The 23,772-nt window shown below is 73.0% G+C and carries 19 protein-coding genes; 5 read left to right on the top strand and 14 right to left on the bottom strand.

Going from position 1 to position 23,772, the window contains the following annotated elements:
* Positions 1-15: 15 nt before the first annotated feature.
* Entirely contained in the window at positions 16-852 is an 837-nt protein-coding gene (locus BS73_RS33895) for a crotonase/enoyl-CoA hydratase family protein (RefSeq protein WP_051941315.1), read from the bottom strand.
* Between the two features lie 93 nt (positions 853-945).
* On the opposite strand from BS73_RS33895, the gene BS73_RS33890 reads away from it, so the two are divergent.
* Together BS73_RS33890 and BS73_RS33885 are read left to right on the top strand one after the other, a co-directional pair.
* Positions 946-2,595 (top strand): acyl-CoA synthetase, encoded by a 1,650-nt coding sequence (locus tag BS73_RS33890; protein ID WP_037578151.1) that lies wholly within the window; start codon positions 946-948, stop codon positions 2,593-2,595.
* Between the two features lie 72 nt (positions 2,596-2,667).
* Positions 2,668-3,189, top strand: coding sequence for a DinB family protein (locus tag BS73_RS33885; RefSeq protein ID WP_037578149.1), 522 nt, complete (start codon positions 2,668-2,670; stop codon positions 3,187-3,189).
* A 20-nt stretch (positions 3,190-3,209) separates the two neighbouring features.
* On the opposite strand, the gene BS73_RS33880 is transcribed toward BS73_RS33885, so the two are convergent.
* The 9 genes from BS73_RS33880 to BS73_RS33840 form a co-directional block, all read right to left on the bottom strand.
* A complete protein-coding gene (locus tag BS73_RS33880) occupies positions 3,210-5,465 on the bottom strand; it encodes an ABC transporter permease (protein ID WP_200886759.1) in 2,256 nt (751 codons plus the stop codon).
* Positions 5,462-6,148, bottom strand: a complete 687-nt coding sequence (locus tag BS73_RS33875) for an ABC transporter ATP-binding protein (protein WP_037578148.1) — start codon at positions 6,146-6,148, stop codon at positions 5,462-5,464. Before BS73_RS33875 ends, BS73_RS33880 begins: the two co-directional genes overlap by 4 nt.
* Positions 6,145-6,669 carry a PadR family transcriptional regulator gene (locus tag BS73_RS33870; RefSeq protein ID WP_037578146.1) on the bottom strand — a complete coding sequence of 175 codons (525 nt, stop codon included), beginning with the start codon at positions 6,667-6,669 and terminating at the stop codon, positions 6,145-6,147. Before BS73_RS33870 ends, BS73_RS33875 begins: the two co-directional genes overlap by 4 nt.
* Before the next feature lie 68 nt (positions 6,670-6,737).
* A complete protein-coding gene (locus BS73_RS33865; RefSeq protein ID WP_084704566.1) occupies positions 6,738-8,969 on the bottom strand; it encodes an MMPL family transporter in 2,232 nt (743 codons plus the stop codon).
* Between the two features lie 105 nt (positions 8,970-9,074).
* Entirely contained in the window at positions 9,075-11,099 is a 2,025-nt protein-coding gene (locus BS73_RS33860) for a glycoside hydrolase family 31 protein (protein ID WP_037578145.1), read from the bottom strand.
* A 98-nt stretch (positions 11,100-11,197) separates the two neighbouring features.
* On the bottom strand, positions 11,198-12,028 hold the full coding sequence (locus tag BS73_RS33855) for a carbohydrate ABC transporter permease (RefSeq protein WP_037578143.1): 831 nt from the start codon (positions 12,026-12,028) through the stop codon (positions 11,198-11,200).
* The gene (locus BS73_RS33850; protein ID WP_084704565.1) at positions 12,025-13,059 is read right to left on the bottom strand and encodes a carbohydrate ABC transporter permease; all 1,035 of its coding nucleotides are present in this window, start codon (positions 13,057-13,059) and stop codon (positions 12,025-12,027) included. Before BS73_RS33850 ends, BS73_RS33855 begins: the two co-directional genes overlap by 4 nt.
* A 20-nt stretch (positions 13,060-13,079) precedes the next feature.
* Positions 13,080-14,306 carry a sugar ABC transporter substrate-binding protein gene (locus tag BS73_RS33845; protein ID WP_037578141.1) on the bottom strand — a complete coding sequence of 409 codons (1,227 nt, stop codon included), beginning with the start codon at positions 14,304-14,306 and terminating at the stop codon, positions 13,080-13,082.
* A 143-nt stretch (positions 14,307-14,449) separates the two neighbouring features.
* Positions 14,450-15,502, bottom strand: coding sequence for a LacI family DNA-binding transcriptional regulator (locus tag BS73_RS33840; protein WP_456153931.1), 1,053 nt, complete (start codon positions 15,500-15,502; stop codon positions 14,450-14,452).
* A 374-nt stretch (positions 15,503-15,876) separates the two neighbouring features.
* Here BS73_RS33840 and BS73_RS33835 point away from each other — a divergent pair, with 374 nt between their 5' ends.
* Positions 15,877-18,882 (top strand): glycoside hydrolase family 3 protein, encoded by a 3,006-nt coding sequence (locus BS73_RS33835; protein ID WP_235215621.1) that lies wholly within the window; start codon positions 15,877-15,879, stop codon positions 18,880-18,882.
* A 92-nt stretch (positions 18,883-18,974) separates the two neighbouring features.
* Here BS73_RS33835 and BS73_RS33830 read toward each other — a convergent pair whose 3' ends face one another.
* On the bottom strand, positions 18,975-19,409 hold the full coding sequence (locus BS73_RS33830; protein ID WP_037578140.1) for a MarR family winged helix-turn-helix transcriptional regulator: 435 nt from the start codon (positions 19,407-19,409) through the stop codon (positions 18,975-18,977).
* 18 nt (positions 19,410-19,427) lie between these two features.
* Positions 19,428-19,580, bottom strand: coding sequence for a hypothetical protein (locus tag BS73_RS38545; RefSeq protein WP_161789734.1), 153 nt, complete (start codon positions 19,578-19,580; stop codon positions 19,428-19,430).
* A 218-nt stretch (positions 19,581-19,798) separates the two neighbouring features.
* Between BS73_RS38545 and BS73_RS33825 the strand changes: the two genes are divergently transcribed.
* Entirely contained in the window at positions 19,799-21,373 is a 1,575-nt protein-coding gene (locus BS73_RS33825; protein ID WP_051941313.1) for a class I adenylate-forming enzyme family protein, read from the top strand.
* 96 nt (positions 21,374-21,469) lie between these two features.
* Here BS73_RS33825 and BS73_RS33820 read toward each other — a convergent pair whose 3' ends face one another.
* Positions 21,470-21,862: a hypothetical protein gene (locus BS73_RS33820; RefSeq protein ID WP_037578138.1), complete on the bottom strand. Its 393-nt coding sequence runs from the start codon at positions 21,860-21,862 to the stop codon at positions 21,470-21,472.
* Positions 21,863-22,259: 397 nt separating this feature from the next.
* The gene (locus BS73_RS33815) at positions 22,260-22,628 is read right to left on the bottom strand and encodes an ArsR/SmtB family transcription factor (protein WP_037578136.1); all 369 of its coding nucleotides are present in this window, start codon (positions 22,626-22,628) and stop codon (positions 22,260-22,262) included.
* A gap of 139 nt (positions 22,629-22,767) precedes the next feature.
* Between BS73_RS33815 and BS73_RS33810 the strand changes: the two genes are divergently transcribed.
* Positions 22,768-23,754, top strand: coding sequence for a cation diffusion facilitator family transporter (locus BS73_RS33810; RefSeq protein ID WP_037582454.1), 987 nt, complete (start codon positions 22,768-22,770; stop codon positions 23,752-23,754).
* Positions 23,755-23,772: the final 18 nt, after the last annotated feature.

Below are 23,772 nucleotides of genomic sequence, written 5' to 3'. Positions count from 1 at the left end.
CGGTGTACTGCCTCCTCACCGGCGGCGGTAGACGGGGGTGCGCTTCTCCGCGAAGGCGCGCGGGCCCTCCTTGGCGTCCTCGCTCTTGAAGACCTCCTGGCCGATCGCCAACTCCCGGGCCAGGCCCGCCTCCTCGTCCATGTCGAGGGTCTCCAGCACGGACCGCTTGACCGCCTCCACGGAGAGCGGTGCGGCCTCGTTGATCTGGCGGGCCAGGTCCAGTGCGTGCTTCAGGGCCTCGCCGTCCGGGACGACCTTGCCGATCAGCCCGATGGCGAGCGCCTCCGCGGCGGTGTAGCGGCGGCCGGTGAGCAGCATCTCCATCGCATGGGTGTAGGGGATCTGCCGGCTGAGCCGGACGGTGGAGCCGCCGAGCGGGAAGAGCCCGCGGCGCACCTCGAAGAGTCCGAAGCTTGCCGACTCCCCCGCCACCCGGATGTCGGTGCCCTGGATGATCTCGGTGCCGCCGGCCACGCACACCCCCTCCACGGCGGCGATCAGCGGCTTGCGCGGGCGGTGGTGCCGGAGCATCGCCTTCCAGTGGAGGTCGGGATCGGCCTCCAGGCGCCCGCGCAGTGCGGAGTCGCCGAAGGTGCCGCCGGCCAGCGCCTTGAGGTCCATCCCGGCACAGAACGCCCCGCCGGCCCCGGTCAGCACGATGGACCGGATGTCGTCCTCGGCATCGGCGGCCAGCCAGGCGTCGTACAGCCCCACCAGCATCGGGAGTGAGAACGCGTTCTTCGACTCGGGGCGGTTCAGCGTGACGACCATGGTTCCGCCGTGTCGCTCCACCCGCAGATGTTCCGTGTCGACCACCCGAGCTCCCTCCGCAGTACCGCCGGTTCGGACCATCGGCCCGATTGGTAGAACAGGTTGCAGTCTTGCCGACGGGTTTTCAAGTCGCAGCTATGGAGTTCTCCGATCTCCGCTCATACTCTCCGGCGCATGGAATTCAACCTCGCCGACCTTTTCGAGCACGCGGTCGACCGGTTCGCCGAGCGTGAGTGCCTGACCACCGCCTCCTCCGACGCCGATCGGCCGGGTGTGCAGCGCCGGACCTTCGCCGAACTCGACACCCGGGCCAACCGGTTGGCGCACCACCTGGTCGAGGAGGCCGGGATCCGGCCCGGCGACCGGGTGGGGGTGTACGCCCTCAACTCGGCGGAGTGGGTGGAGTCGCTGCTCGCCGTCTGCAAGGTGCGCGCGGTCTGCGTCAACGTCAACTACCGCTATGTGACCGAGGAGTTGGCGTATCTGCTGGGCAAGGCCGAGCCCAGGGCGCTGATCTACCAGGAGCGGTACGCCGAGCGGGTCGCCGAGGTCGCGCCCACGCTGCCCACCCTGCGGCATCTGATCTCCATCCCGGACCGCCGGCCGACCACCTCGCCGGCCGCCGTCCCCTACGAGCTGGCGCTGGCCTCCGGCTCCCCGGAGCGGGACTTCCCGCCGCGCTCCCCGGACGACCACTACCTCCTCTTCACCGGCGGCACGACCGGCCTGCCGAAGGGCGTGGTGTGGCGGCAGGAGGACGTCTTCTTCGCACTGGGCGGCGGCATCGACGTCACCAACGGCTCCCGGGTGGCCCGCCCCGAGGACGTTGTCGAGCAGGCGTACGACAATCCCATCACCTTCTTCCCGGTGGCCCCACTGATGCACGGCCTCACCCAGTGGGGGCTGATGCAGCAGGCCTTCAAGGGCAACCGGGCAGTGCTGATCGACCGCTTCGACCCGGACCGCATCTGGCGGCTGATCGGCGAGGAGAAGATCAATGTCCTGCTGATCGCCGGGGACGCGATGGGCCGCCCGCTGGTGGACGCACTGCGGACGGCGGACGAGGCCGGCCGGCCGTACGACACCTCCGCGCTCTTCGGCATCGCCAGCTCCTCCGCGCTCTTCTCCACCCCGGTCAAGCGGGCCTTCCTGGAGCGCTTCCCCCAGCTCTATCTGAGCGACGCGGTGGGCTCCTCCGAGGGCGGCGCCGACGGCATCAACCAGGGGATCACCCTGGAGAGCCTGGAGAAGGCGGAGGGCGTCACCACGAAGCCGATCGGCGACGCCGAGGTTGTCGACGACGACCTGCGTCCGCTGCCGGCCGGGGTCACGGGCCGGCTGGCCCGGCGCGGCAACATCCCGATCGGCTACCTCGGCGACCCGGAGAAGACGGCGGAGGTCTTCCGCACCGACGCGGCGGGGGTGCGCTGGTCCGTTCCGGGCGACTGGGCCCGGCGCGAGGCGGACGGCCGGATCACCCTCCTCGGCCGCGGCTCGGCCTGCATCAACTCCGGCGGGGAGAAGATCTTCCCGGAGGAGGTGGAGACCGCGATCAAGTCGCATCCCGCCGTCTACGACACCGTCGTGGTCGGCGCCCCCGACGAGCGCTGGGGCGAGACGGTCGTGGCGGTGATCCAACCCCGGGACGGCGCCGCGGAGTTGACGCTGGACACGGTCCAGGAGCACTGCCGGGCGCATATCGCCGGCTACAAGCTCCCGCGCCGGCTCCGGGTGGTGGAGGAGGTCCAGCGCACCCCCTCCGGCAAGCCGGACATGCTGTGGGCGAAGCGGGTGGCCACCGAGGACGGCGCGGCGCCGGGGTGACGCCGGGACGGACCCCGGGCCGGCGCGCCGAAATCCGTCGACAGCGCACGTACGGCACGGGATCCTGACCCGATGACCACGACCGAACGCACGGACGTCCCGCCCACCTGGGGCGAGCGGGCGCACCTGGAGACCTTCCTCGACTACACCCGGGCCACCGCGGTGGCCAAGTGCGAGGGGCTGTCGCCGGACGACGCCCGCCGGGCCCCGCTTCCGGCCTCACCCCTGATGACCGTCTGCGGACTGATCAGCCATCTGCGCTGGGTGGACTGCCACTGGGTGGAGGTGATGTTCCTGGGCGGGGAGCCGACGGGGATGCTGGCCCTGATGACCCCCGAGGACCCCGACCCCGAGATGCGGCTGGCGGTCGAGACGCCGCTTCCCGAACTCCTCGCGGCCTACCAGGAGCAGAGCGCCCGGTACCGGCGGCTGCTGGCCGGCCACGACCTGGACACCCCGGCCAAGCGGCCCCTGGACGACGGTGAGCCGATCAACCTCCGCTGGATCCTCCACCACCTCATCGAGGAGACCGCCCGCCACAACGGCCACCTCGACATCCTCCGCGAACTCCTGGACGGGGTCACCGGAGTGTGACCCCGAGCCTGCCGCCGGGGTCAGCCGTTGCGGGCGGACTCCGGACCGGTGAGGCGCTTCAGCAGGGGGAGGGTGGAGGCGATGATGCCCAGCGCCGCCACCAGGCCCAGGGCGACCAGGACGTAGTAGAGGAGGTCGGGCGACCTCAGGTCGTAGTGCATCTGGGAGCTCAGGAACAACTCCGAGGCGGCGAAGGCGGTGCCGATCGCGAGGGCGGAGACGACCAGCAGCGGCAGCGCGCTCTCGAAGGCCACCACCCGACGCAGCAGCCGCAGCGGCGCCCCGGTCAGCCGGAGCATCGCGAACGGGCGGCGGCGCTCGGAGAGGCCCACGACGACGCTGACCGCCAGGCTGCACCCGGCGATCGGCAGCGTGGTCATCAGCACCACGTCGGCCAACTGCCGCCAGCCGACCATCTCCTGCTGGAGCTCCTCGCCCTCGTCGCTGACCATCCGGGCCTGCTGGAAGGGAAAGGCCGTGGTGAACAGCGTCCGCACCCGCTCCATGGCGGCCCTCGACCCGTCGGTGGTCACGTACAGCAGCTGCACGGGCAGTCTCGCGGCGGCCGTCGCGCTGATGGAGGCCGGGTGCCACTGCCGGTCCGCATGCGAGACCAGGCTGCCGAAGGCGAACACGTCGACGGCCGCGTAGTCCGCCCCGGCCGGGCAGTGGCCGATCATGCGGATCTCCGCCAGGTCCGCGCAGGAGACCACCGTCGGGGCGGGCCCCAACTCCGGCACCCCGAGCGCCGGCAGGCCGGTCCGCCTGGGATCGGCCCGGACCTGGGCGATGCCGCGCACGCCGGGGATCGCCCGCATCTCGGCCAGCAGCCGCGCCGGCACGCTGCCGAGCGGCGCGCCCCGTCCGACGTCTCCGGCCTCGACGGCGGTCCTGGTCTGCGCGTCCCCGTTGAGCGAACTGCGGTACTGACCGATGGTGCCGATGATGCCGACCGTCGCCGTCGTCACGAACAGCGCCACGATCAGACCGCTGATGGCGCGGAACCCGGCCTTGGGGTCGTCGGCCAGCCGGCGCACCCCGATCAGCGCGGCCGGACGGCGGGTGCGGAGGGCCACCGCGCGGGCGGCCGCCATGGTCAGCCACGGGCCGGCCAGCACCAGGCCGAGCATCACCAGCAGGAAGCCGGGCAGATAGGCGGCGGCCTGCTCCTCGCCGGTCGCCGGGCGGCGCCCCAGGAAGAAGACCAGCTCCGCCAGGCCGGCCGCCAGCGGCAGCAGCCGCCAGATCCGCGGCGGGCGCGGCGTCACCCGCCGGCTCACCCCCAGCGGGGAGACCGAGACCCGGCGCAGCGCGAGCCGGGCGGCCACCGCCGCGGCCAGCGGCACGCCGAGGGCGACGCCCACCGCCTGCAGCGGCCCGATCGCCAGGTCGGCGGCGAAGAACCGCTGCCCGGTGAGCGGGATGCCGGCGACCAGCGGGCGCAGCGCGGCGTACACCGCGAAGCCGAGCGCCGTCCCGGCGGCGGCCGCGAGCGCCGACTCCACCGCCGAGATCACCGCGACCTGCCGGGGTGTGGCGCCGACCAGTCGCATCGCCGCGTACCGCTGCTCGCGGGCGGCGGTGGAGAGCCGGGTCGCGGTGCCGATGAAGATGAGCACCGGGAAGATCAGCGCGCCGGCGACCACGGAGAGGATGAGGGTCATGGCGTCCCCGCGGACGCCCCGGTCGAAGCAGTCGTTCGCGCAGACGGAGGGGACCGCGGTGGCGATCGACGTCACCGTGCGGGCCCCCGGGGCGCCCTTGATCTGCGCGGGGGTTCGGCCGATGACCGCGATCAGGGAGTCCGGGGAGGGCAGTCCGGCCTCCCCGAGGGTGCCGGCGAGGCGGCCGGGGAACCGGTCGCCGAGCTGGTCCGCCGGAGTGTCGCGGATCAGCCGGGCGAGGGCCGGCGAGGCGTAGTACTCCCCGGGGCCGGGGACCCGGCGGAGCCCGGGCGGCACGGGCGAGGAGGCACCGGTGGCGGCGACGTCGACCTCGGTGAGGCTCTTGCCGTCGTAGTAGTCGTCGTGGGCCCACCACCACAGCGGGTCCGCCGGGCCCGTCCGGCCGGAGTCCTGGTGGGCGCGGGCCGCGGCTCCGCTGTCCAGCCAGGTCCGGCGCTGGTTGGAGCTGTCCACCGCGTGCATCCCGGCGAAGGTGGACAGCAGCATTCCGGTGCCTATCGCCACCGCGGCGGCGATCATGACCAGCCGGGCCACGGCCACCCGGCCGCCGGTGACGGCCAGCCGGGCGGCGAAGGCGATCACCGCGGTCATGAGGCCAGCCGTCCCGTCGTCAGCGGGCTGGCCTTGCCGTCCCGGACCAGCACCTCGCGGTCCGCGTACGCGGCGACCCGGGGCTCGTGGGTGACCAGGACGACGGTGCTGCCCTCCGCCCGCGCCGAGCCGACCAGCAGCTCCATCACCTGCTCGCCGGTGAGCGAGTCAAGCGCCCCGGTCGGCTCGTCGGCGAAGAGCACCTTGGGCCGGGCCACCAGGCCGCGGGCCAGCGCCACCCGCTGGGCCTGGCCGCCGGACAGCTCGCCGGAGCGGCGGCGCTCCAGGCCGTCCAGGCCGAGCCGGCCGAACCACGGCCGGGCCTCGGCGAGGGCGGCGGCCCGGCGGGCGCCGGAGAGGAGCAGGGGCAGTGCCACGTTCTCCTCCGCGGTCAACTCCGGTACCAGCTGGCCGAACTGGAAGACGAAGCCGAAGGTGTCCCGGCGCAGCGCGCTGCGCTCGTTCTCGTTCATGGTGTCCAGCCGCCGGCCGTCGAAGACCACCTCGCCGGAGTCCGGGGTGAGGATGCCGGCCAGGCAGTGCAGCAGGGTGGACTTGCCCGACCCGCTCGGGCCCATCACCGCGAGCACCTCGCCGGCCTCGACCTCGACGGTGGCTCCGCGGAGGGCCGGGGTCTCGCCGAAGGAGAGGGCGAGGTCCCGCGCGGACAGCAGTGCGGTCATGCGTTCACCTCCGCGGCGAGGGAGTCCAGACGGCCGGTGGTCAGCTCGATCCAGCGCAGGTCCGCCTCCAGGTGGAAGAGGCCGTGGTCGGCGAGGAGCGCGTCCACCAGTGGTCCGCTGCGCCGGAGTTCGGTGAGCTCGCGCATCCGCTGGAGGTGGGCGCGGCGCTGGGCGTCCAGGTAGTGCTGGGCGTCCCGGCCGAGCATCAGGGCCAGCACCACCTTGGTGAAGAGCACCGTCTGGAGGTTGGGCTCGGGGGCGACCGGTTCGCCAAGCCAGGTCTCGAACTCGGTCGCGCCGGTCTCGGTGATGACGTAGCGCTTGCGCTCGGGCCCGTCGCCGGGCTCGGCCTCCCCGGCCACGATCTTCCCGTCCCGGGCCAGCCGACCCAGCGTGGAATAGACCTGTCCGTACGGCAGGGGCTTGCCCCTGGCGAAGAAGGCGTCGTAGTCGCGCTTGAGGTCGTAGCCGTGCCGCGGCTCCCGCTCAAGCAGTCCCAGAAGGGTCAGGGGAACGCTCATGGCATGAGTACACCACGGGTATACACCCGGTGTATACCCGCGAGGAGGTTTTCTCTCCCCGGCCCAGCTCACCCACCGGGCCCGGGCGGCAGGGCGGGTGGCCGGGAGAGCCGGGAGGGCCACCAGATGCGCCGGCCGAGGTCCGTGGTGAGGGCGACCACCAGGACCGAGCGGACGACCAGCGAGTCGATCAGCACCCCGACCGCGACCGCGAAGCCCACCTCGGCGAAGGCGACCAGCGGCAGCGTTCCCAGCAGGCCGAAGGTGCCGGCCAGGATGAGGCCGGCGGAGGTGATGACGCCCCCCGTGGCGGCGAGCCCGGCCCGCGCCCCGGCGCGGGTGCCGCCGGGGCCGCGGGACTCCTCGCGCACCCGGGTCATCAGGAAGATGTTGTAGTCCACCCCGAGGGCGACCAGGAAGACGAAGACGTAGAGCGGATAGCCGCCGTCCTCCGCATGCCAGTGGAAGAGGTGGTCGAAGGCGAGCGAGCTCAGGCCGAGCGCGGAGAAGTAGGAGAGCACCACGGTGGCGGTGAGCACCAGCGGCGCCACCACCGCCCGCAGCAGTCCGGCGAGGATCAGCAGCACCGTCCCCAGGATGAGCGGCAGCACCAGCAACTCGTCGTGCCGGTTGGCGCGTTGGAGGTCGAGCTGGATGGCGGTGTTGCCGCCCGTCTTCGCCTCCGCGCCGGGCACCGCGTGGACGGCGTCGCGGACCCGGTCGACGGTGTCGTGGGCGGCCGGACTGTCAGGGGGCGCGGTGAGTGTTCCGGTCGTCAGGGCGTAGCCGTCGCGGAGCCGGGACGGAGTGGTGCCGGTGACACCAGGAGTGCGGGCCAGCGCGGCCCGGACGGCGGCGGCGGTGCGGGCCGAGTCCGCCTTGGAGACGACCAGGACCGGCACCCCCGACCCGGCCGGGTAGTGGGCGGCCAGCACCCGCTCCCCCACCACCGACTCCGGCGTGTCGGTGAACAGCCCCGCGTTGGTGAGCCCGTCCGCCTTGAGCGTGGTGGCGCCCAGCGCGAAGACGGCCAGGATCAGCGCGGTGGTGATCCAGGTGAGGCGCGGCCGCCGGGAGATCCGCGCCCCGACGCCCGACCAGAAGCCGGTCGCGGTCGGGTCGGCGGACCCGTACCGCGGCACCCTCGGCCAGAACGCCCAGCGGCCGGTGGCCACCAGCAGCGCCGGCAGCAGGGTGAGCATCGACAGCAGGGCGATCGCGACCCCGATCGCGCAGACCGGCCCGAGCGAGCTGGTGGAGCGGACGCTCGCGGCCATCAGGCAGAGCATCCCGAGGCTGACCGTGCCGGCGCTGGCGCTCACCGCCGGCGTGGCCCCGCGCAGCGCATGGGCCATCGCCTCGTGCCGGTCCGCGCGCAGCCGCAGCTGCTCCCGGTAACGGGCCGTCAGCAGCAGGGCGTAGTCGGTGCCGGCGCCCATCACCAGGACGATCAGGATGCCGTCGCTCTGCGCGTTGACGGTGAGCCCGGCGTGGGCGGCGAGGAGGTAGATGACGGCCTGGGAGGCGAAGAGCGCGGCGGCGACGGCGAGCAGGGGGAGGACGAAGAGGATCGGGCTGCGGTAGGTGACCAGCAGCAGGAACACCACCACCCCGGCACTGGAGTAGAGGAGGGTGGTGTCGATGTCCTTGAAGACCTTCCCCTCGTCGGCGCCGTAGCCGGCCGGGCCGGTGATGTGGAGGGTGAGGCCGGGCGCGGCGCCGGTGCCCGCGGTGGAGCTGATGGCGTCGACGGTGGGCTTGAGGTCGCGGAAGCCGTTGCCGCTGGTGTCGATCGGCACCGTGGTGACCAGCGCCTGCCCGTCCGCGGAAGAGACGGGTCCGGTCACCTCGCCGGTGAGGTTGTGGAGGCGGGCGAAGGAGCGGGCGTCCGCGGCGGCCTTGGCGCGGTCGGCCGGGGTGACGGCCGGGCTGCGGGTGTAGAGGACGACGGCACTGGCGGTGTCGCCGATACCGAAGTGCTGTTCCAGCTTCAGCACCTGGGTGGACTCGGCGCCGGCCGGGAGCCAGCTCGCGGTCTCGTTGTTCTCCGCCCCGCTGAGCTTGCCCGCCAGCGGGCCGAGCACCACCAGGGCGGCGATCCACAGCGCGAGCACCGCCCACTTGCCCCGGCGGCCGCAGAGGGCCGCGGCCAGCCGGGCGGCGCCGGGGCGGAGCCCGGAACCGCGGCCGGCGCCGGGGCCGGTGCCTGGGCCCGTGGCGGAGCCCGCGCCGGAGCCGGCGCCGGAGGCGGAACCGGACCCGGCGTCAGGTTCGGGCGTGGGAGCGTTGCTGGACGTCATCGGGCACCCCCCGGGCCGCCCGCGCGGGCCGCGGAGTGGCCGGCTCGCGGCTACCGTGCGTCGGGCACGGAGGTCAAGTCAAGCCGCCCGGGCGGGCGGCCGGCCTCACCCGCGGAGGGGGAGATCCGCCCCCTCCCGCAGGAACACCGGGATGCGGTCGAGCGGCGCCTCGGCCTGTACGGTGCCGCCGCCCGGGTGCCGTTCGCCGGTCCAGGCGTCCGTCCAGGCCGTGCCGGCCGGCAGGTACACCGCGCGGGCGCGCTGACCCGCCGTCAGGACCGGCGCCGCCAGCAGGTCCGGGCCGAGGAGGAAGGCGTCCTCCACCTCCCAGGCGGCGGGGTCATCCGGGAAGTCCACGAAGAGCGGGCGCATCGGCGGGATGCCGCGCTCGTGCGCCGTCCGCATCTGCTCCAGCAGATAGGGGCGGATCCGTTCGCGCAGCCGCAGGGTGGCGGTGATCAGCCGGTAGGCCTCCTCCCCGTACGACCAGACCTCGTTGGGGCCGCCGGTCATCTCCGGGCCGAAGGCGCTGCGCGGCTCGCGGAAGCCGTGCAGCCGGAAGAGCGGGCAGAAGGCCCCGTACTGGAACCAGCGGACGATCAGCTCGCGGTACTCCGGGGAGTCCGGGTCGCCGCCGTGGAAGCCGCCGATGTCGGTGGTCCACCACGGGATGCCGGAGAGCGCGGTGTTGAGCCCGGCGCGCACCTGCGCCCGCAGCGACTCCCAGTCGGCGCCGATGTCGCCGGACCACAGGGCGGCCCCGTAGCGCTGCATCCCCGCCCAGGCCGAGCGGCTGAGCAGCACCGACTCCTCCTCCCCCGCGGCCCGCAGCCCCTCGTGGAAGGTGCGGGCGTTCTCCGCCGGGTAGGCGTTGGCGACCTCGGAGCCCGGGCCGGCGTGGAAGCTCAGGTTCTGCGGGTGGCCGGGCTGCAGCTCCGGCTCGGAGGCGTCCAGCCAGTACGCGCGGATGCCCAGCTCCAGGTAGTTGCGCCGGACCCGCTCCCAGACGTACGCGCGGGCCTCGGGGTTGGTGGGGTCGTAGAAGGCCACCGGCATCTCGGTGCCGAACCCCTTGTCCAGCCAGGGGGCGTGGAAGGGGACGCCGCTCTCGGTGCCGACCAGCAGGCCCGCCCGCTGCATCGGGCCGTGGTTCTCGCTGAGCGGGCTCACCGAGGGCCAGACCGAGACCATCAACTGGACGCCCATCTCCGCGAGTTCGCGGACCATGCCGGCCGGGTCCGGCCAGTCGGCGGGGTCGAAACGCCAGTCGCCGAGATGGGTCCAGTGGAAGAAGTCGGCCACGATCGCGGAGAGCGGCAGGCCGCGCTCCACGACGTGCTCCCTGGCGACCGCGAGGAGCTCCCGCTGGCTGCGGTAGCGGAGCTTGCACTGCCAGAAGCCGGCCGCCCAGGCGGGGAGCATGGGCGGATGGCCGGTGGCGTCGGCGTAGTGGGACAGGATGTCGGCCGGAGTACCGCCCGCGGTGATCCAGTAGTCGATCTGGCGGGCGCTGTCGGCGACCCAGCGGGTGCCGTTCTCGGCCAGCTCGACCCGGCCGGTGGCCGGAGAGTTCCAGAGGAGGCCGTAGCCGCGGCTGGAGAGGAGGAAGGGCACCGAGACCTCGCCGTTGCGCTGGACCAGGTCGAGGACCAGGCCCTTCTGGTCGAGGCGGCCGTGGCCGTGCTGGCCCAGGCCGTAGAGGCGCTCGCCGGGGTAGGCGGCGAAGCGCTGCTCCAGGCGGTGCGCCCCGCCGCCGGCGCCGGGGGCGGGCATGAAGAGCCGGGCGCCGGGCCACCAGAAGTGGGCGCGCTGCTCGGCGAGGAGTTCCTCCCCGGTGCCGGTGCGGAGGAAGCGGAGGCGGGGGCTGGGGCCGGTGTCGGTCTCCTCGATCTCCAGCACGGCGGTCAGTGCGCCGTTGCGGATGCGGGCGACGGTGCCGTCCCCGGCGATCTCGATGTCGGGGTCGCGATCGGCGGGTTTGGGCGGGAGGAGGGCGTGCGGGAGGTCCTCCAGAATGCGGTGCCGGGCGGCGCGGACGCGGAGCGAGTCGGTGCCCCAGGGCTCCACGCGGATGCGCTCGTGCCGGACGGACACCTCGACGGCGCGACCGCTTTCGGCGATGCTGAGCAATTCGGTTTCCTCTCCTGGATGGTGACGGTCCTCTGCCTGTCCCCCGGCCGCCTCGGGGGCCCGCGGGCCGCGCGTCTCCCGCGCGCCGCCGCGGCCCGCTAGTCCTTGAGCGCGCCGCCGGTGACGCCCGCGACGACGTAGCGCTGGGCGATGACCAGCAGGACGGCCGCCGGAACCGAGGCCAGCACCGCCGTCGCCATGATCCCGTTCCAGTCCGCGGTCTGGTTGCCGACGAAGCGGTAGATGCCGACGGTGATCGGCTCGATGGTCTGGCCTGTGGTCATCGTCACCGCGAAGAGGAAGTCCGCCCAGGCGAACAGGAACGAGAAGAGCCCCGCCGTCACCACCGCGTTCCGGCTGAGCGGGACGACGACCGAGCGGAACACCCTCCAGTACCCGGCCCCGTCCACCCGCGCCGCCTCCGAGAGCTCTCTCGGCAGCGAGACCATGAAGGCCCGCAGCACCAGCACGGCGAACGGCACGGTCGCGGTGGAGTCGGCGAGGATCAGCCCCGGATAGGAGTCGATCATCCCGAGCCGGCTGAAGACCGTGTACAGCGCGTCGGCCATCACGATCCCCGGGATCATCTGCACGGTGAGGAAGACGAAGACCACCAGCAGGTTGCCCGGCACCCGGAGTTGGGCCAGCGCGTAGGCGGCCGGCAGGGCGATCGCCAGCGAGACCACGACCGTGCCCAGCGCCACGACCAGGCTGGTGAGGAGGTGCCCGGTCTGGCCGGAGAACGCCTCCCGGTAGCCGGCCAGGGTGCCGTGCACCGGGAACCAGTCCGGGCTGGCCTTGAGCAGCGCACCGCTGGGCTGGAAGGAGGCGTTGACCATCCAGTACAGCGGGAAGAGCAGCACCGCGGTGATCACGACCGCCCCGGCGGTGCGCGCCCGCGAGCGGCCGGCGGATGTCAGCAGGGTCATGACGCGGCCTCCGCGAGTCCGGCCCGGGCCGAGCGGAGGTAGAGCAGCCCGAACCCGGTGGTGATCAGGATCAGCAGGTTGCCCACCGCGGCCCCCTGCCCGAACTGGAACTGCTGGAAGGAGAGCTGGTAGGACCAGGTGGTCAGGGTCTGGCTGGCGTTCGCCGGGCCGCCCCTGGTCACCACCATGATCACGTCGAAGACCTTGACGGTGTAGACCAGCCCGAGCATCAGCACCACGCCGCTGACCGGCCTCAGCAGCGGCCAGGTGACGTGCCGGAAGCGCTGCCACGGCCCGGCGCCGTCCAGCTCGGCGGCCTCGTACAGGACGTCCGGGATGGCCCGCAGTCCGCCGTGCAGCAGCACCAGGTTGAACGGGATGCCGATCCAGACGTTGGCCAGGATCACCGCCGGCAGCGCCCAACTGGGGCTGGTCAGCCACGGCACCCCGGCCGAGCCGCCGGCCAGGTGGAGGGCGCGCAGGGCGGTGTTGACCACCCCGTGGTCCTGGTCCAGCATCCACCGCCAGACCGCGCCGCTGACCACCAGCGGCAGCAGCCACGGCAGCAGCAGCAGCGAGCGGAGCAGCGCGCTGCCGAGGAACCGGCCGTTGAAGTAGACCGCGAGGGCGAGCCCGATGCCGAACTGGAAGACCAGCGAACCGGCGGTGAAGACCGCGGTGTTGACCAGTGCCTTGACGAAGACCGGATCGCCCAGCACCTCGGTGTAGTTGCGGAGCCCGGTGAAGGGGGCGGCCCCGGTGTAGAAGGAGGCGACGGTGTAGTCCCGGAAGCCCATGCTGATGTTCTGCACCAGCGGATAGCCGAAGAAGACCGCCAGGTAGGCCAGTGCGGGCGCGAGGAAGCCGAAGGCGGCCAGCCGCTGCCGCGACCGCTGGGTACGCGGCCGCCCGGGCCCTCCGGCTCGCCCGGTCCGTCCGCTCCGCCCGGTCCGGGCCGGGGGCTGGGCGGACGGCCCGGTCGCCGCCGCCTCGGCCGGGTGGCCGCCCGGCTCGGTTCTGCTGATGTCCATCGAACCGTTCCTCACCGGGATCAGCCCGAGGCCTGCTTCTGGGCCTGGGCGAGGGCGGCGGCCGGGGACTGCTGGCCGGTCAGCGCGGACTGCAGGGCGGTCGCCAGCGCGGTGGAGATCTTCGGGTACGCGGTGCCCAGCTGGGCGGTGCGGGAGCGGGCGGTCTCCACCTCGGCGACGAAGGAGGACAGCTCGGGGTTCTGCCGGGCGAAGGTCTGCGCGGTGCTCTGCCGGGTCGGGATGTACGCGTGCGACTTGTCCCAGGCGAGCATGGTGGGTTCGGAGAGGATGCAGGAGAGCACCTTGGCCGCGGCCTTCTGGGTGGCCGTCCCGGTGGCCGGGATCGCCCCGACCTCGCCGCCGAGGGCCACCACCGGCTTCTGCCCGGCCTGCGGGGTGGGCAGCGGCACCACGCCGTAGTGGAGGTTCTTCTGCTGGTCCAGCGCGGGCAGTGTCCACGAGCCGTTGACCATCATGGCGGCATTGCCCGAGGTGAACTGGTCCGCCACGTCGTTCTGGTTCCAGCTCACCACCGACTTGGACGCCGAGCCCGACGCCACCAGGCCGCGGACGTAGCCGAGCGCCTGGGCGCCCTGGGCGCTGTCGAGCTTGCTCAGATCGCCGCCGTCGCTCCAGAAGAACGGCAGGAACTGCCAGGTGCCCTCCTCGGAGTTGACCGCGGAGAAGGCCAGTCCGTAGGTGGACCCCTTGGTCAGCTTGGCGGCGTCGGCCTTGAGCTGGGCCCAGGTGGCGGGCGGGGCGCTGATGCCGGCCCGGGACAGCAGGTCCTTGTTGTAGATCAGGGCGAGGCCGTTGACGCCGGGCGCGAGCCCGTAGACCTTCCCCTGGTAGGTGCCGGCCTTGACGATGCTGTCGTAGTAGCCCGCGGTGGAGATGCCGTACTGGGAGAGCGGGGTGAGGGCGCCGGTGGCGGCGATCTGCTGCAGCGTCGGGTTGTCCGCCAGCACCAGGTCGGGGAGGGTGTGCGAGGCGGCGCCCTGCAGCACCTTCTGGATCAGCTGGTCGGTGGGCACGCTCTGCCGCTTCACCTTGACGCCGGTCTTGGCCGTGCAGCCGGAGAGCGCCTGCTGCCAGGCGGCGCTGCCGGCGGCGTCGGTGTAGTAGTCCAGCTCGGTGATGGAGCCCGCCGCGGCGGTGCTTCCGCCGCCGCCGGAACCGGACTTGGCGGGGGCCGTACCGGGGCCGCAGGCGGTCGCGGTCAGGGCGACCACCGCCCCCACTGCCACCGAGGCCCAGGCGGCGGCCCGCCGGGGAGACCTCTGGGGGCTTCCGGGGGCCGACGAGGTCTTTGGCCTCGCGTGGGCCTCTGGCCTCGCGAGCGCCTCTGGCCTCGCGTGCGTCCCTGCCCTCGCGGGTGTCTCGGGTCCGGTCATCGTCCCTGTTCCCTTCGGTGGGGGTCGTCGTGTTCTGCGGGGTCGCCGAGGTCGCCGCCCGGCGCGCTGGCACGGATCGTGAAGCGGGGCGAGAGGAGCCGGATCTCCGGATAGCTCTCCCCGTTCAGCTGGCGCATCGCCATCTCCACGGCGGTCCTGCCGAGTTCGGCCGCCGGGATGGCCACCGAGGTGAGCGGCACGGACTGGTTCTCGGCCATGTCGTCCGGGCAGACCGCGACCACCGCCATGTCGTCCGGCACGGTCCGGCCGCGCTGCCGCAGGTCGGAGAGGACGGCGGGGAGCACCGCCTCGTTGTGGACGACCAGCCCCGTGGTGCCCGGCTGCTCCGCGAGGGTCCGGTCGACGCAGGCCCGGACGGCGTCGTAGGAGGGCGCGCAGGCGTGCGAGGCGGCCCGCAGGCCGCGTTCCCGGGCGGTCCGGTCGAAGCCCTTGAGGAAGCGCCCGGCGTAGCTGGTGCCCCGGGCGTAGACCGCGGGGGACGGACCGATCAGGGTTATCTCGCGATGCCCGGTGTCCGCCAGATGGGCGGCGCAGACCGCGCCGGCCGCCACGAAGTCCAGGTCCACACAGGTGAGTTCGGCCGGCTGGTCGGGCACCCCGATCAGCACGACCGGGCGGTTGAGCGCGCGCAGCACCGGCACCCGGGGGTCGGCGGCCTCCACGTCCATCACGATCAGCGCGTCGGCGATGGAGGAGTTGGCGACCCGGCGCAGCCCGTCCGCCCCCTCGTCCTTGGTGAGCAGCAGCAGATCGTGGTCGTACGCCCGGGCCGCGGTGACGGCGGATTCGACGAACTGCATCACCACCGGCACGTTCTGGTCCACGCGCAGCGGCACCACCAGCGCCAGGATGTTGCTGCGACTGCTGGCCAGCGCGCGGGCCCCGGCGTGCGGGTGGTAGCCGAGCCGGCGGATGGACTGCTCCACCCGGCGGCGGGTCTCCGCGGAGATGGAGCGTTTCCCGGAGAGCACATACGAGACCGTGCTGGGGGACACTCCGGCGTCGGCCGCGACGTCCACGATCGTCACCACGGGCCCTCCCGCTTCGAAGCGCATCGACGACCGGTGAATCTAGGAGCACCGGAAGCGGAGGACAAGACCCTTGCCGGAAAAGGCTGTTGTCGAATATCGCAGGCAAGCGTTTCGACCACGAACCGCGGCGGCCCTCCCCGCCCCGCAATTCCCCGCAGACCCTTGACCGCTGCTCCGCAACGCTGGGATAGTCCTGGCCGAACTCCACCACCCGTCACCCCGCCTGGGCCGAGCGCCGCGCCGTCGAACCGCTTCAACACGACGTGCGCCGGACGCCGGCCGCGATTCGGAGGTGGTCCACCTTGTCCGGCCGTGCACACCCGAATTCCCCGCGAAGAGGGCGGCGCCGCATACGGCTGCGCATCCTCACCGTGCTGCTCGCCTGCCTGGCACTGGCGGCGCCCGGGACGGCGGTCGCCACCGGCGCGAGCGCGAGAACGAGCGCGAGCACGTATCCGTATCCCTTCCGGGACCCGCGTCTTCCGCTCGCCCAGCGGGTCGGTGACCTGCTGTCCCGGCTCACACTGCCGGAGAAGGTCTCCCTTCTCCACCAGTACGAACCGGCCATTCCCCGGCTCGGCGTCCCCGCGTTCAAGACCGGGACCGAGGCACTGCACGGGATCGCCTGGTCCACCGACGTCGCCAACGGCGGCGCTGTGGTGACCGCCGACGGGACGGTCTTCCCGCAGGCCGTGGGCCTCGCCTCGACCTGGGACCCGGCGCTGATCAAGCAGGTCGGCGACGCCGTGGGCCAGGAGGCCCGCGGCTTCCACGCGGAGAACCCCGGCGTGTGGGGCCTCAATCTGTGGGCGCCGGTGGTGAACCTCCTCCGCGACCCGCGCTGGGGCCGCAACGAGGAGGGCTACTCCGAGGACCCGTACCTGACCGGCCAAATCTCCACCGCGTACGGCAGCGGGATCGAGGGCCCGGACCCGAACCACCTCCAGGCCGCGCCCACCCTCAAGCACTATCTGGCCTACAACAACGAGACGAACCGGGACACCTCCGACTCGATCGTCCCGCCGAGCATCCTCCACGACTACGACCAGGCGGCCTTCCAGCCCGCCCTGGCGGCGGGCGCCGCCACCGGCGTGATGGCCTCCTACAACCTGGTCAACGGCCGGCCCGACACGGTGAGTCCGGATCTGGCGACGGTCGAGCGGCAGTGGGCCGCGAAGTCCGGGCAGACCCTGATGAACGTCACGGACGCCGGAGCCCCGAACAACCTCACCGGCTCCGAGGGCTACTACGCCACCCAGCCGGAGGCCGACGCGGCCGCGATCAAGGCCGGGATCGACAGCTTCACCACCGACGACACCAACTCGTCGATCACCGTGAACGCCGTCGAACAGGCGCTCTCCCAGGGCCTGCTGAGCACCGCGGACGTGGACCGCGCGGCCACCGACATCCTGACCGTCCGCTTCCGCCTCGGCGACTTCGATCCTCCCGGCACCAACCCGTACGCGGGCATCGGCCCGTCCGTGATCGACGACGCCGCCCATCGCGCGCTGGCCCGCAAGGCAGCCGACGAGCAGATGGTGCTGCTGAAGAACTCCGCCGGGGCACTGCCGCTGGACGCCGCCAAGGACAGGCAGGTCGCGGTGGTCGGCCCGCTGGAGGACACCCTCTACACGGACTGGTACTCCGGCTCGCTCCCCTACGCGGTGACGCCCCGTCAGGGCATCGCCGCCCGGCTCGGCTCCGGCGGCCGGGTCAGCGCGACCGAGGGGGTGGACCGGATCGCCCTCAAGGACCTCTCCAGCGGCAGGTACCTGACGGCCTCGACGGCCGCCGGCGGCGCCGCGCTCACCGCGAGCGGCGACTCGGCCGGCACCGACCAGTCCTTCGACGTCTTCGACTGGGGCTCGGGCCTGCTCACCCTGCGCTCCGCCGCCAACTCCCGCTACCTGACCCTGGGTTCCGACCACACCCTGGTCAACAGCGAGAAGCAGCCGAACGGCTGGTTCGTCCAGCAGCAGTTCAAGCTGGACCCGCAGAGCGACGGCAGCTACGTCCTGGAGTACGCGGGCAACGACGCGAGCCAGTCCTGGTTCGGTCCGAACAGGTACGCGGTGGTCGGCGCGGACGGAACGGTGACGGTCGGCGCGGCCACCCCGGCCGCCGCCACCCACTTCGGCAGGACGGTGGTCAGCAGCGGGATCGACAGCGCGGTCGCCGCCGTCAAGGGCAAGGACGCGGCTGTGGTGGTGGTCGGCAGCATGCCGTTCATCAACGGCCGGGAGGCCGACGACCGCACCTCCACCGCCCTGCCGCCCGCGCAGGAGGCGCTGGTCAAGGCGGTCACCGCGGCCAATCCGCGGACCGTGGTGGTGCTGGAGAACAGCTACCCGGACACCATCGGCTGGGAGCAGCGGCACGTCCCGGCCATCCTCCACACCACCCACGCCGGCCAGGAGACCGGCGACGCGCTGGCCGACGTCCTCTTCGGGGACTACGACCCGAGCGGGCGGCTCACCCAGACCTGGTACGCCTCGGACTCCGACCTGCCCCCGATGTCCGACTACGACATCTCCAAGTCCGGCATGACCTACCAGTACTACCGAGGGACGCCGCTCTACCCGTTCGGCTACGGCCTCTCCTACACCGGCTTCCGGTACTCGGACCTGCGGCTCTCCGCCCCCTCGGTGGGCGCCGCCGGAACGGTCCGGGCCAGCGTGGACGTCACCGACACCGGCGACCGGGCCGGGACCGACACCGTCCAGCTGTACACCAGCCGGACCGGCCCGTCCCGGGTCACCGGGCGTCCCGCCGAGCAGCTGGCCGGCTTCGCCCGGGTGACCGTGCCCGCCCACGCCACCCGGACCGCGACCGTCACCCTGGACGCCTCCCAGCTGCGGGTCTGGGACGTGACGCGGAGCCGGTACGTGGTGGAGTCCGGCGACTACCGGCTGCGGATCGGCTCCAACGCCGACGACCTGCCGCTGGGCGCCTCGCTCGCGGTGCACGGCAGCACCATTCCGCCGCGCGACCTCACCCGCACCACCGAGGCGCAGAACTTCGACGACTACGCGGGGGTGACCCTCACCGACACCAGCAAGGCGGCCGGCACCTCGGTGGCCGGCGCGGCCGGCGGCTGGGTGTCCTTCGCGGACACCGCGCTGCGCCCGGGACTGACCGGGATCACCGCGCAGGCGGCCAACCCGGGCGACTCCCCCGTCACCGTCACCGTCCGGCTGGACTCCCCGACCTCCGGGCCGGTGGCCGGCCGGCTGACGGTGCCACCGACCGGCGGCAAGTACCAGTACACGACGGTCGGTTCGGCGCTCACCGGACTGCCGTCGGCCGGCCACCGGACGCTCTACCTCAGCTTCGACGGCCAGGCGGACGTCTCGACCTTCCGCCTGACCACGGGCTGAGGCGCCCGACGGCTGCCGACGGCCGCCCGACAGTCGCCGGGCAGCCAGTCGGGCAGGCAGTGGGGCAGGCAGTCGGTCGGTCGGGCAGCCAGTCAGTCGGTGAGCCGTTCGAGGAGCGCCAGGACCTCGAGGATCTTCTGGCGCTCCTCCTCGGTGTAGCGGTCCTCCAGCTGGCGGCTCAGCCACTCGTTGCGGGCCGCCCGGCCGGACCGGATGTGCTCGTGGGCGTTCTCGCTGAGCGAGATCACCTGGCGGCGGCCGTCGTTCGGATCCGGCCGCCGCTGGATCATCCCCCGCTCGCCGAGGACCGCCAGGGTGGCGGCGATGGACTGCGGCCGCACCCGCTCGGCCGCGGCCAGGTCGCTCGCCGAGGCCGGGCCGTCCTTGGAGAGCCGGGACAGCACGGAGGTCTGCGACGGGGTGAAGTCGGAAACGTCGTACACTTCCTGAAGCCGCCTGCGCAGCCGTCCGATCAGCACCCGCAGGGCGCTGGCGCCCCGCGCCGCGGTCTCCGAGATCTCGGTCATCTCCCCATGCTAAGACCTTCAGGACAGACTGTCGATCTCGACGCGCCGCTTCCGGGCCCCGAGCACCAGGGACACCGCCCCGCCGAGCGCCACCAGCAGCAGCGCCACGCCTCCCACCGGCAGGAACGGGTCCAGCAGCGGCACCGTGAACTGCAGAGCGCCGGGCAGCACCGCGAGGGCGACACCCGCCGCCGGCAGCCGCCCGCGACCCCTGAAGGCCAGCGCGACGGCGAGCGCCGCCGCCCAGAGGACCCCGGCGCCACCGGGCCCGCCCGACTGGTCGGTTTCTTCTCACGGAGGTCCGGGACGTGGTGATCTGACGACCCATCAGGTACAGATAGGGAATCCGCCCGCCGCCCCGGGCCGCCGCCGCGAGCGAAGGAGCCGCCATGCCGTCGCAGCCTTCGGAGCAGCTCACCCCCGGTCCGGAGACGACCCTCTGGCGGCTCGTCAAGGAGCGCGCGAAGGCCTCCCCGGACGTCACCGCGCTGATCGAGGCCGGCCGAACCCCGGAGGAGGACCGCCGGATCGCCTTCGGCGCCCTGCCGGCCCGGGCCGAGCGGGTGGCCGCCGGGCTGCACCGGCTCGGCATCGGCCCCGGCAGCCGGGTCGCCTGGCAGCTGCCCACCCGGATCGACACCGCGGTCCTCTCCCTCGCGCTGGCCCGGCTCGGGGCCGTCCAGTCACCCGTCATCCCCGGCTACCGGGACCGCGAAGTGGGCCACATCCTGCGGGAGTTCCGCGCGGAGTACCACGTGGCCCACGGGGAGTCCAAAGGCTTCGACCACACCGCGATGGCGCACCGGCTCGCGGCCGGGCTCGCCCCGGCGCCCCGCGTCCTGGAGTTCCCGAACGGCCTTCCCGAGGCCGTCCCCGGCGAACTGCCGCCGCCCCCGGCCGACGCCGCCGAGAACCGCTGGGTCTACTGGACCTCCGGCACCACCTCGGCGCCCAAGGGCGTCCTCCACACCGACCGCACCCTGATCTCCGGCGGCCGCTGCCTCGCCGACGCACTGCGGGCGACCGGCGCCGACGTCGGGTCGATGGCCTTTCCCTACGCCCATATCGCCGGCCCCGACTACTTCGTCATGCAGCTGCTCCGCGGCTTCCCCGCGGTGATGTTCGAGCGGTTCGCCATGCCCGAGGCGCTGGACGGCTACCGGCGGCACCGGGTCTCCATCGCCGGCGGATCCACCGCCTTCTACCAGATGTTCCTCACCGAGCAGCGCCGGCAGCCCGGCCGCAGACTCCTCCCCGACCTGCGGCTGCTGGCCGGCGGCGGCGCCCCCAAGCCGCCGGAGCTCTACCGCGCCGTCGTCCGCGAGCTCGGTTGCGGGCTCTGCCACGGATACGGGATGACCGAGGCCCCGATGATCACCATGAACTCCCCCGACGACACCGAGGAGAACCTCGCCGGCACGGAGGGCCGGCCCGCCGCCGACATGGAGATCCGGATCGTGGACCCCGACGGCAGGCCGCTGCCCCCGGGCACCGAGGGCGACGTACGGCTGCGCGGCGATGCGGTCTGCCGCGGCTACCTCGACCCGGGCCAGACCGCCGAGTCCTTCGACCGGGACGGCTTCCTGATCACCGGCGACGTCGGCCGGCTGACCCCGTCCGGGCACCTGGTGCTCACCGGCCGCCGGAAGGACATCATCATCCGCAAGGGCGAGAACATCTCGGCCAAGGAGATAGAGGACCTCCTCGCCCAGCACCCCGCGATCGCCGAGGCCGCAGTCATCGGCCTGCCGGACCCCGAGCGCGGGGAGCGGGTCTGCGCGGTGCTCGAACCGGCGGCCGGCGCGGCGCTGCCCGATCTCGCCGAGCTGACCGGCTTCCTGAAAGACCGTCAGCTGGCCGTCTACAAACTGCCGGAGCAGGTGGAGGTGGTCGACCGGCTGCCGCGCAACGAGACCCTGGGCAAGGTGCTCAAGACGGAACTGCGCAAGCGGTTCCAGGACTGAACCGGGACGGCGGACGACGGGGCGGCGGTCGGCGGTCGGCGGACCGCGGACGGCGGACCGCGGACCGCGGAAGACGGACCGCGGACCGGATCCGTTTCAGATTCCGTCGATTCCCGTCACATACCAGGAACTGCCGTGGCGGCTCGCGTTGACCACGAACTTCTGCTTGTTCTGCTGAGCCGGCGTGAGCCCGGAGGAGGTGGCGTTCAGAACCGCCCGCAGGGGCTTTCCGTCCACATGGATCTCCCGGGCCGGGAAGTTCGCGGTGTCGCCGGTGGCCGCGGGCCCGGCGACCTTCACCTCCGGCGATCCCGACTCGCCCTTCGGCGTCAGCATCGGGTGATAGGTCTTCAGAATCTGCGGCGCACCGCTCGCGCACTGCTGGGGACTCACCGGCTGCGGGGAGGCCGAGCCCTGCCCCGGATTCAGCATGACCGAGCACAGCTGCGTCGAGTCGTTCTTGATGATCGCGGTGATCCAGGTGGCCACGGCTCCCTGCGCGGTCCCCCGGTCCAGGGGCGTCCCGGAGGCCGGAGCCCCGGAGGCCGGAGCCCCCGCCGAACCCGGCGCCCGCGACCCGCCCGCCGCACCGGACGACGCACTCCCGCTCGCGCTGGGGGCGGCACTGGCACCGGCGGAGGCGGACGACCCGCTGGAACAACCCGCCAGCAGCGGCAGTCCGCCGAGCAGCAGAGCGCCGCCGCCCAATCCCATGGCCCTCCAACGTGAATTACCGCGAATCATTTGCGCCATACCTTCCTGGATCGACTCGTACTCCCGGCCGGAGCAGATTCGCCAGGCTACTACGAGCCGGATAACGACCGTTTCCTCAAGAACAGCTCACGAATTCCGCACCGTAATTCGACGCGAACCGCGCAACCGGAGGTCAGTCGTGCGGCGGAAGCCGGCGGAGCTGGTGGTCGGCGACGTTGAGGGCCTCGTCGACCAGGCGGCGGAGGTGGCCGTGGCGGAGGGAGTAGACGACCCGGCGACCGTCCTTGCGGGTGCCGACCATCCCGGCCAGCCGCAATCTGGCGAGGTGCTGGCTCACCGAGGTACGGCTCGCCCCCGAGGCCTCGGTGAGGGTGCCGACGTCGGCCTCGCCTTCACCGAGCCGCAGCAGGAGGGCGAGCCGGGTGCGGTCGGCGAGGAGTCCGAGCACCTCCACCGCCACGGCGAGGCGCTCTCCGGGCTCGCCGCCGTCCTTGTGCTCCTGCGAGGCATGCGCAGTTGATAGGTGCATGCGTGCGTTCATACGCACATAATGGGGGAGGCAGCAGGCCGAGTCCAGTCCAGTCCGAAGGGCGTCCACCGTGAGCGAGCACTCCCACCCCCACGAGCACGGGCATGAGCACGGGCATCACCACCACCCCCGGCCGTCCCGCCGGGCCCGGATACGCCATCGGCTCGCCCACGCCCTCACCCCGCACAGCCACGAGGCGATGGACAAGGTCGACTCCGCCGTCACCGCCTCCCGCGAGGGCATGCGGACGCTGTGGCTGTCGTTCGGGATCCTCGGTCTGACCACCCTCGTGGAGGCCGCGATCGTCACCCTCTCCGGCTCGGTCGCACTGCTCGGCGACACCATCCACAACGCCGCCGACGCCCTCACCGCGCTGCCGCTCGGCCTCGCCTTCCTCCTCGGCCGCCGCGCGGCCAACCGCCGCTACACCTACGGCTACGGCCGGGCCGAGGACCTCGCCGGGATCGCGATCGTGCTGACCATCGCCGCCTCCTCGGCGCTCGCCGGCTACCAGGCCGTGGCCCGGTTGCTCGACCCCCAGCCGGTCAGCCACCTCTGGGCGGTCGCGGCAGCGGCGCTGACCGGCTTCGCCGGCAACGAGTGGGTCGCCCGCTACCGCATCCGGACCGGACGGCGGATCGGCTCCGCCGCCCTGGTCGCCGACGGGCTCCACGCCCGCACCGACGGGTTCACCTCACTGGCCGTGCTGCTCGGCGCCGGCGGCGCCGCCCTCGGCTGGCGCTGGGCGGACCCGGTGGTCGGGCTGCTGATCACGGCCGCGATCCTGATGGTGCTGAAGGGCGCCGCCCGGGAGGTCTTCCGCCGGCTGATGGACTCCGTCGACCCGGCGCTGGTGGACGCGGCCGAGGCGGCGCTCCGCGAGGTCGACGGCGTGCTCGGGATCGGCCAGGTGCGGATGCGCTGGATCGGCCACGCGCTGCGCGCCGAGGCGGACATCGTGGTCGAACCGCACCTGACGGTGGTGAGCGCACACGCCCTGGCCGTCTCCGCCGAACACGCCCTGATCCACGCCGTCCCCCGGCTGACCGCCGCCACCGTCCACACCGACCACCTCCCCGAGACGCGGAACGCCCCCGACGCCCACGCCGGCCTCTCCCACCACACCGCTGTGGCCTGAACGGTCCTGAGCCCGAAC

Source organism: Phaeacidiphilus oryzae TH49, assembly GCF_000744815.1.
GTDB lineage: Bacteria > Actinomycetota > Actinomycetes > Streptomycetales > Streptomycetaceae > Phaeacidiphilus > Phaeacidiphilus oryzae.
Note: the sequence above shows the minus strand (reverse complement) of the source record. Positions and strands in the feature narration are given on the sequence as shown.

Excerpts from the sequence above, each read along its gene's own strand:
- BS73_RS33895 (WP_051941315.1), bottom strand. The coding sequence starts at position 852 with ATGGTCCGAACCGGCGGTACTGCGGAGGGAGCTCGGGTGGTCGACACG.
- BS73_RS33890 (WP_037578151.1), top strand. The coding sequence starts at position 946 with ATGGAATTCAACCTCGCCGACCTTTTCGAGCACGCGGTCGACCGGTTC.
- BS73_RS33885 (WP_037578149.1), top strand. The coding sequence starts at position 2,668 with ATGACCACGACCGAACGCACGGACGTCCCGCCCACCTGGGGCGAGCGG.
- BS73_RS33880 (WP_200886759.1), bottom strand. The coding sequence starts at position 5,465 with ATGACCGCGGTGATCGCCTTCGCCGCCCGGCTGGCCGTCACCGGCGGC.
- BS73_RS33875 (WP_037578148.1), bottom strand. The coding sequence starts at position 6,148 with ATGACCGCACTGCTGTCCGCGCGGGACCTCGCCCTCTCCTTCGGCGAG.
- BS73_RS33870 (WP_037578146.1), bottom strand. The coding sequence starts at position 6,669 with ATGAGCGTTCCCCTGACCCTTCTGGGACTGCTTGAGCGGGAGCCGCGG.
- BS73_RS33865 (WP_084704566.1), bottom strand. The coding sequence starts at position 8,969 with ATGACGTCCAGCAACGCTCCCACGCCCGAACCTGACGCCGGGTCCGGT.
- BS73_RS33855 (WP_037578143.1), bottom strand. The coding sequence starts at position 12,028 with ATGACCCTGCTGACATCCGCCGGCCGCTCGCGGGCGCGCACCGCCGGG.
- BS73_RS33850 (WP_084704565.1), bottom strand. The coding sequence starts at position 13,059 with ATGGACATCAGCAGAACCGAGCCGGGCGGCCACCCGGCCGAGGCGGCG.
- BS73_RS33830 (WP_037578140.1), bottom strand. The coding sequence starts at position 19,409 with ATGACCGAGATCTCGGAGACCGCGGCGCGGGGCGCCAGCGCCCTGCGG.
- BS73_RS33825 (WP_051941313.1), top strand. The coding sequence starts at position 19,799 with ATGCCGTCGCAGCCTTCGGAGCAGCTCACCCCCGGTCCGGAGACGACC.
- BS73_RS33815 (WP_037578136.1), bottom strand. The coding sequence starts at position 22,628 with ATGAACGCACGCATGCACCTATCAACTGCGCATGCCTCGCAGGAGCAC.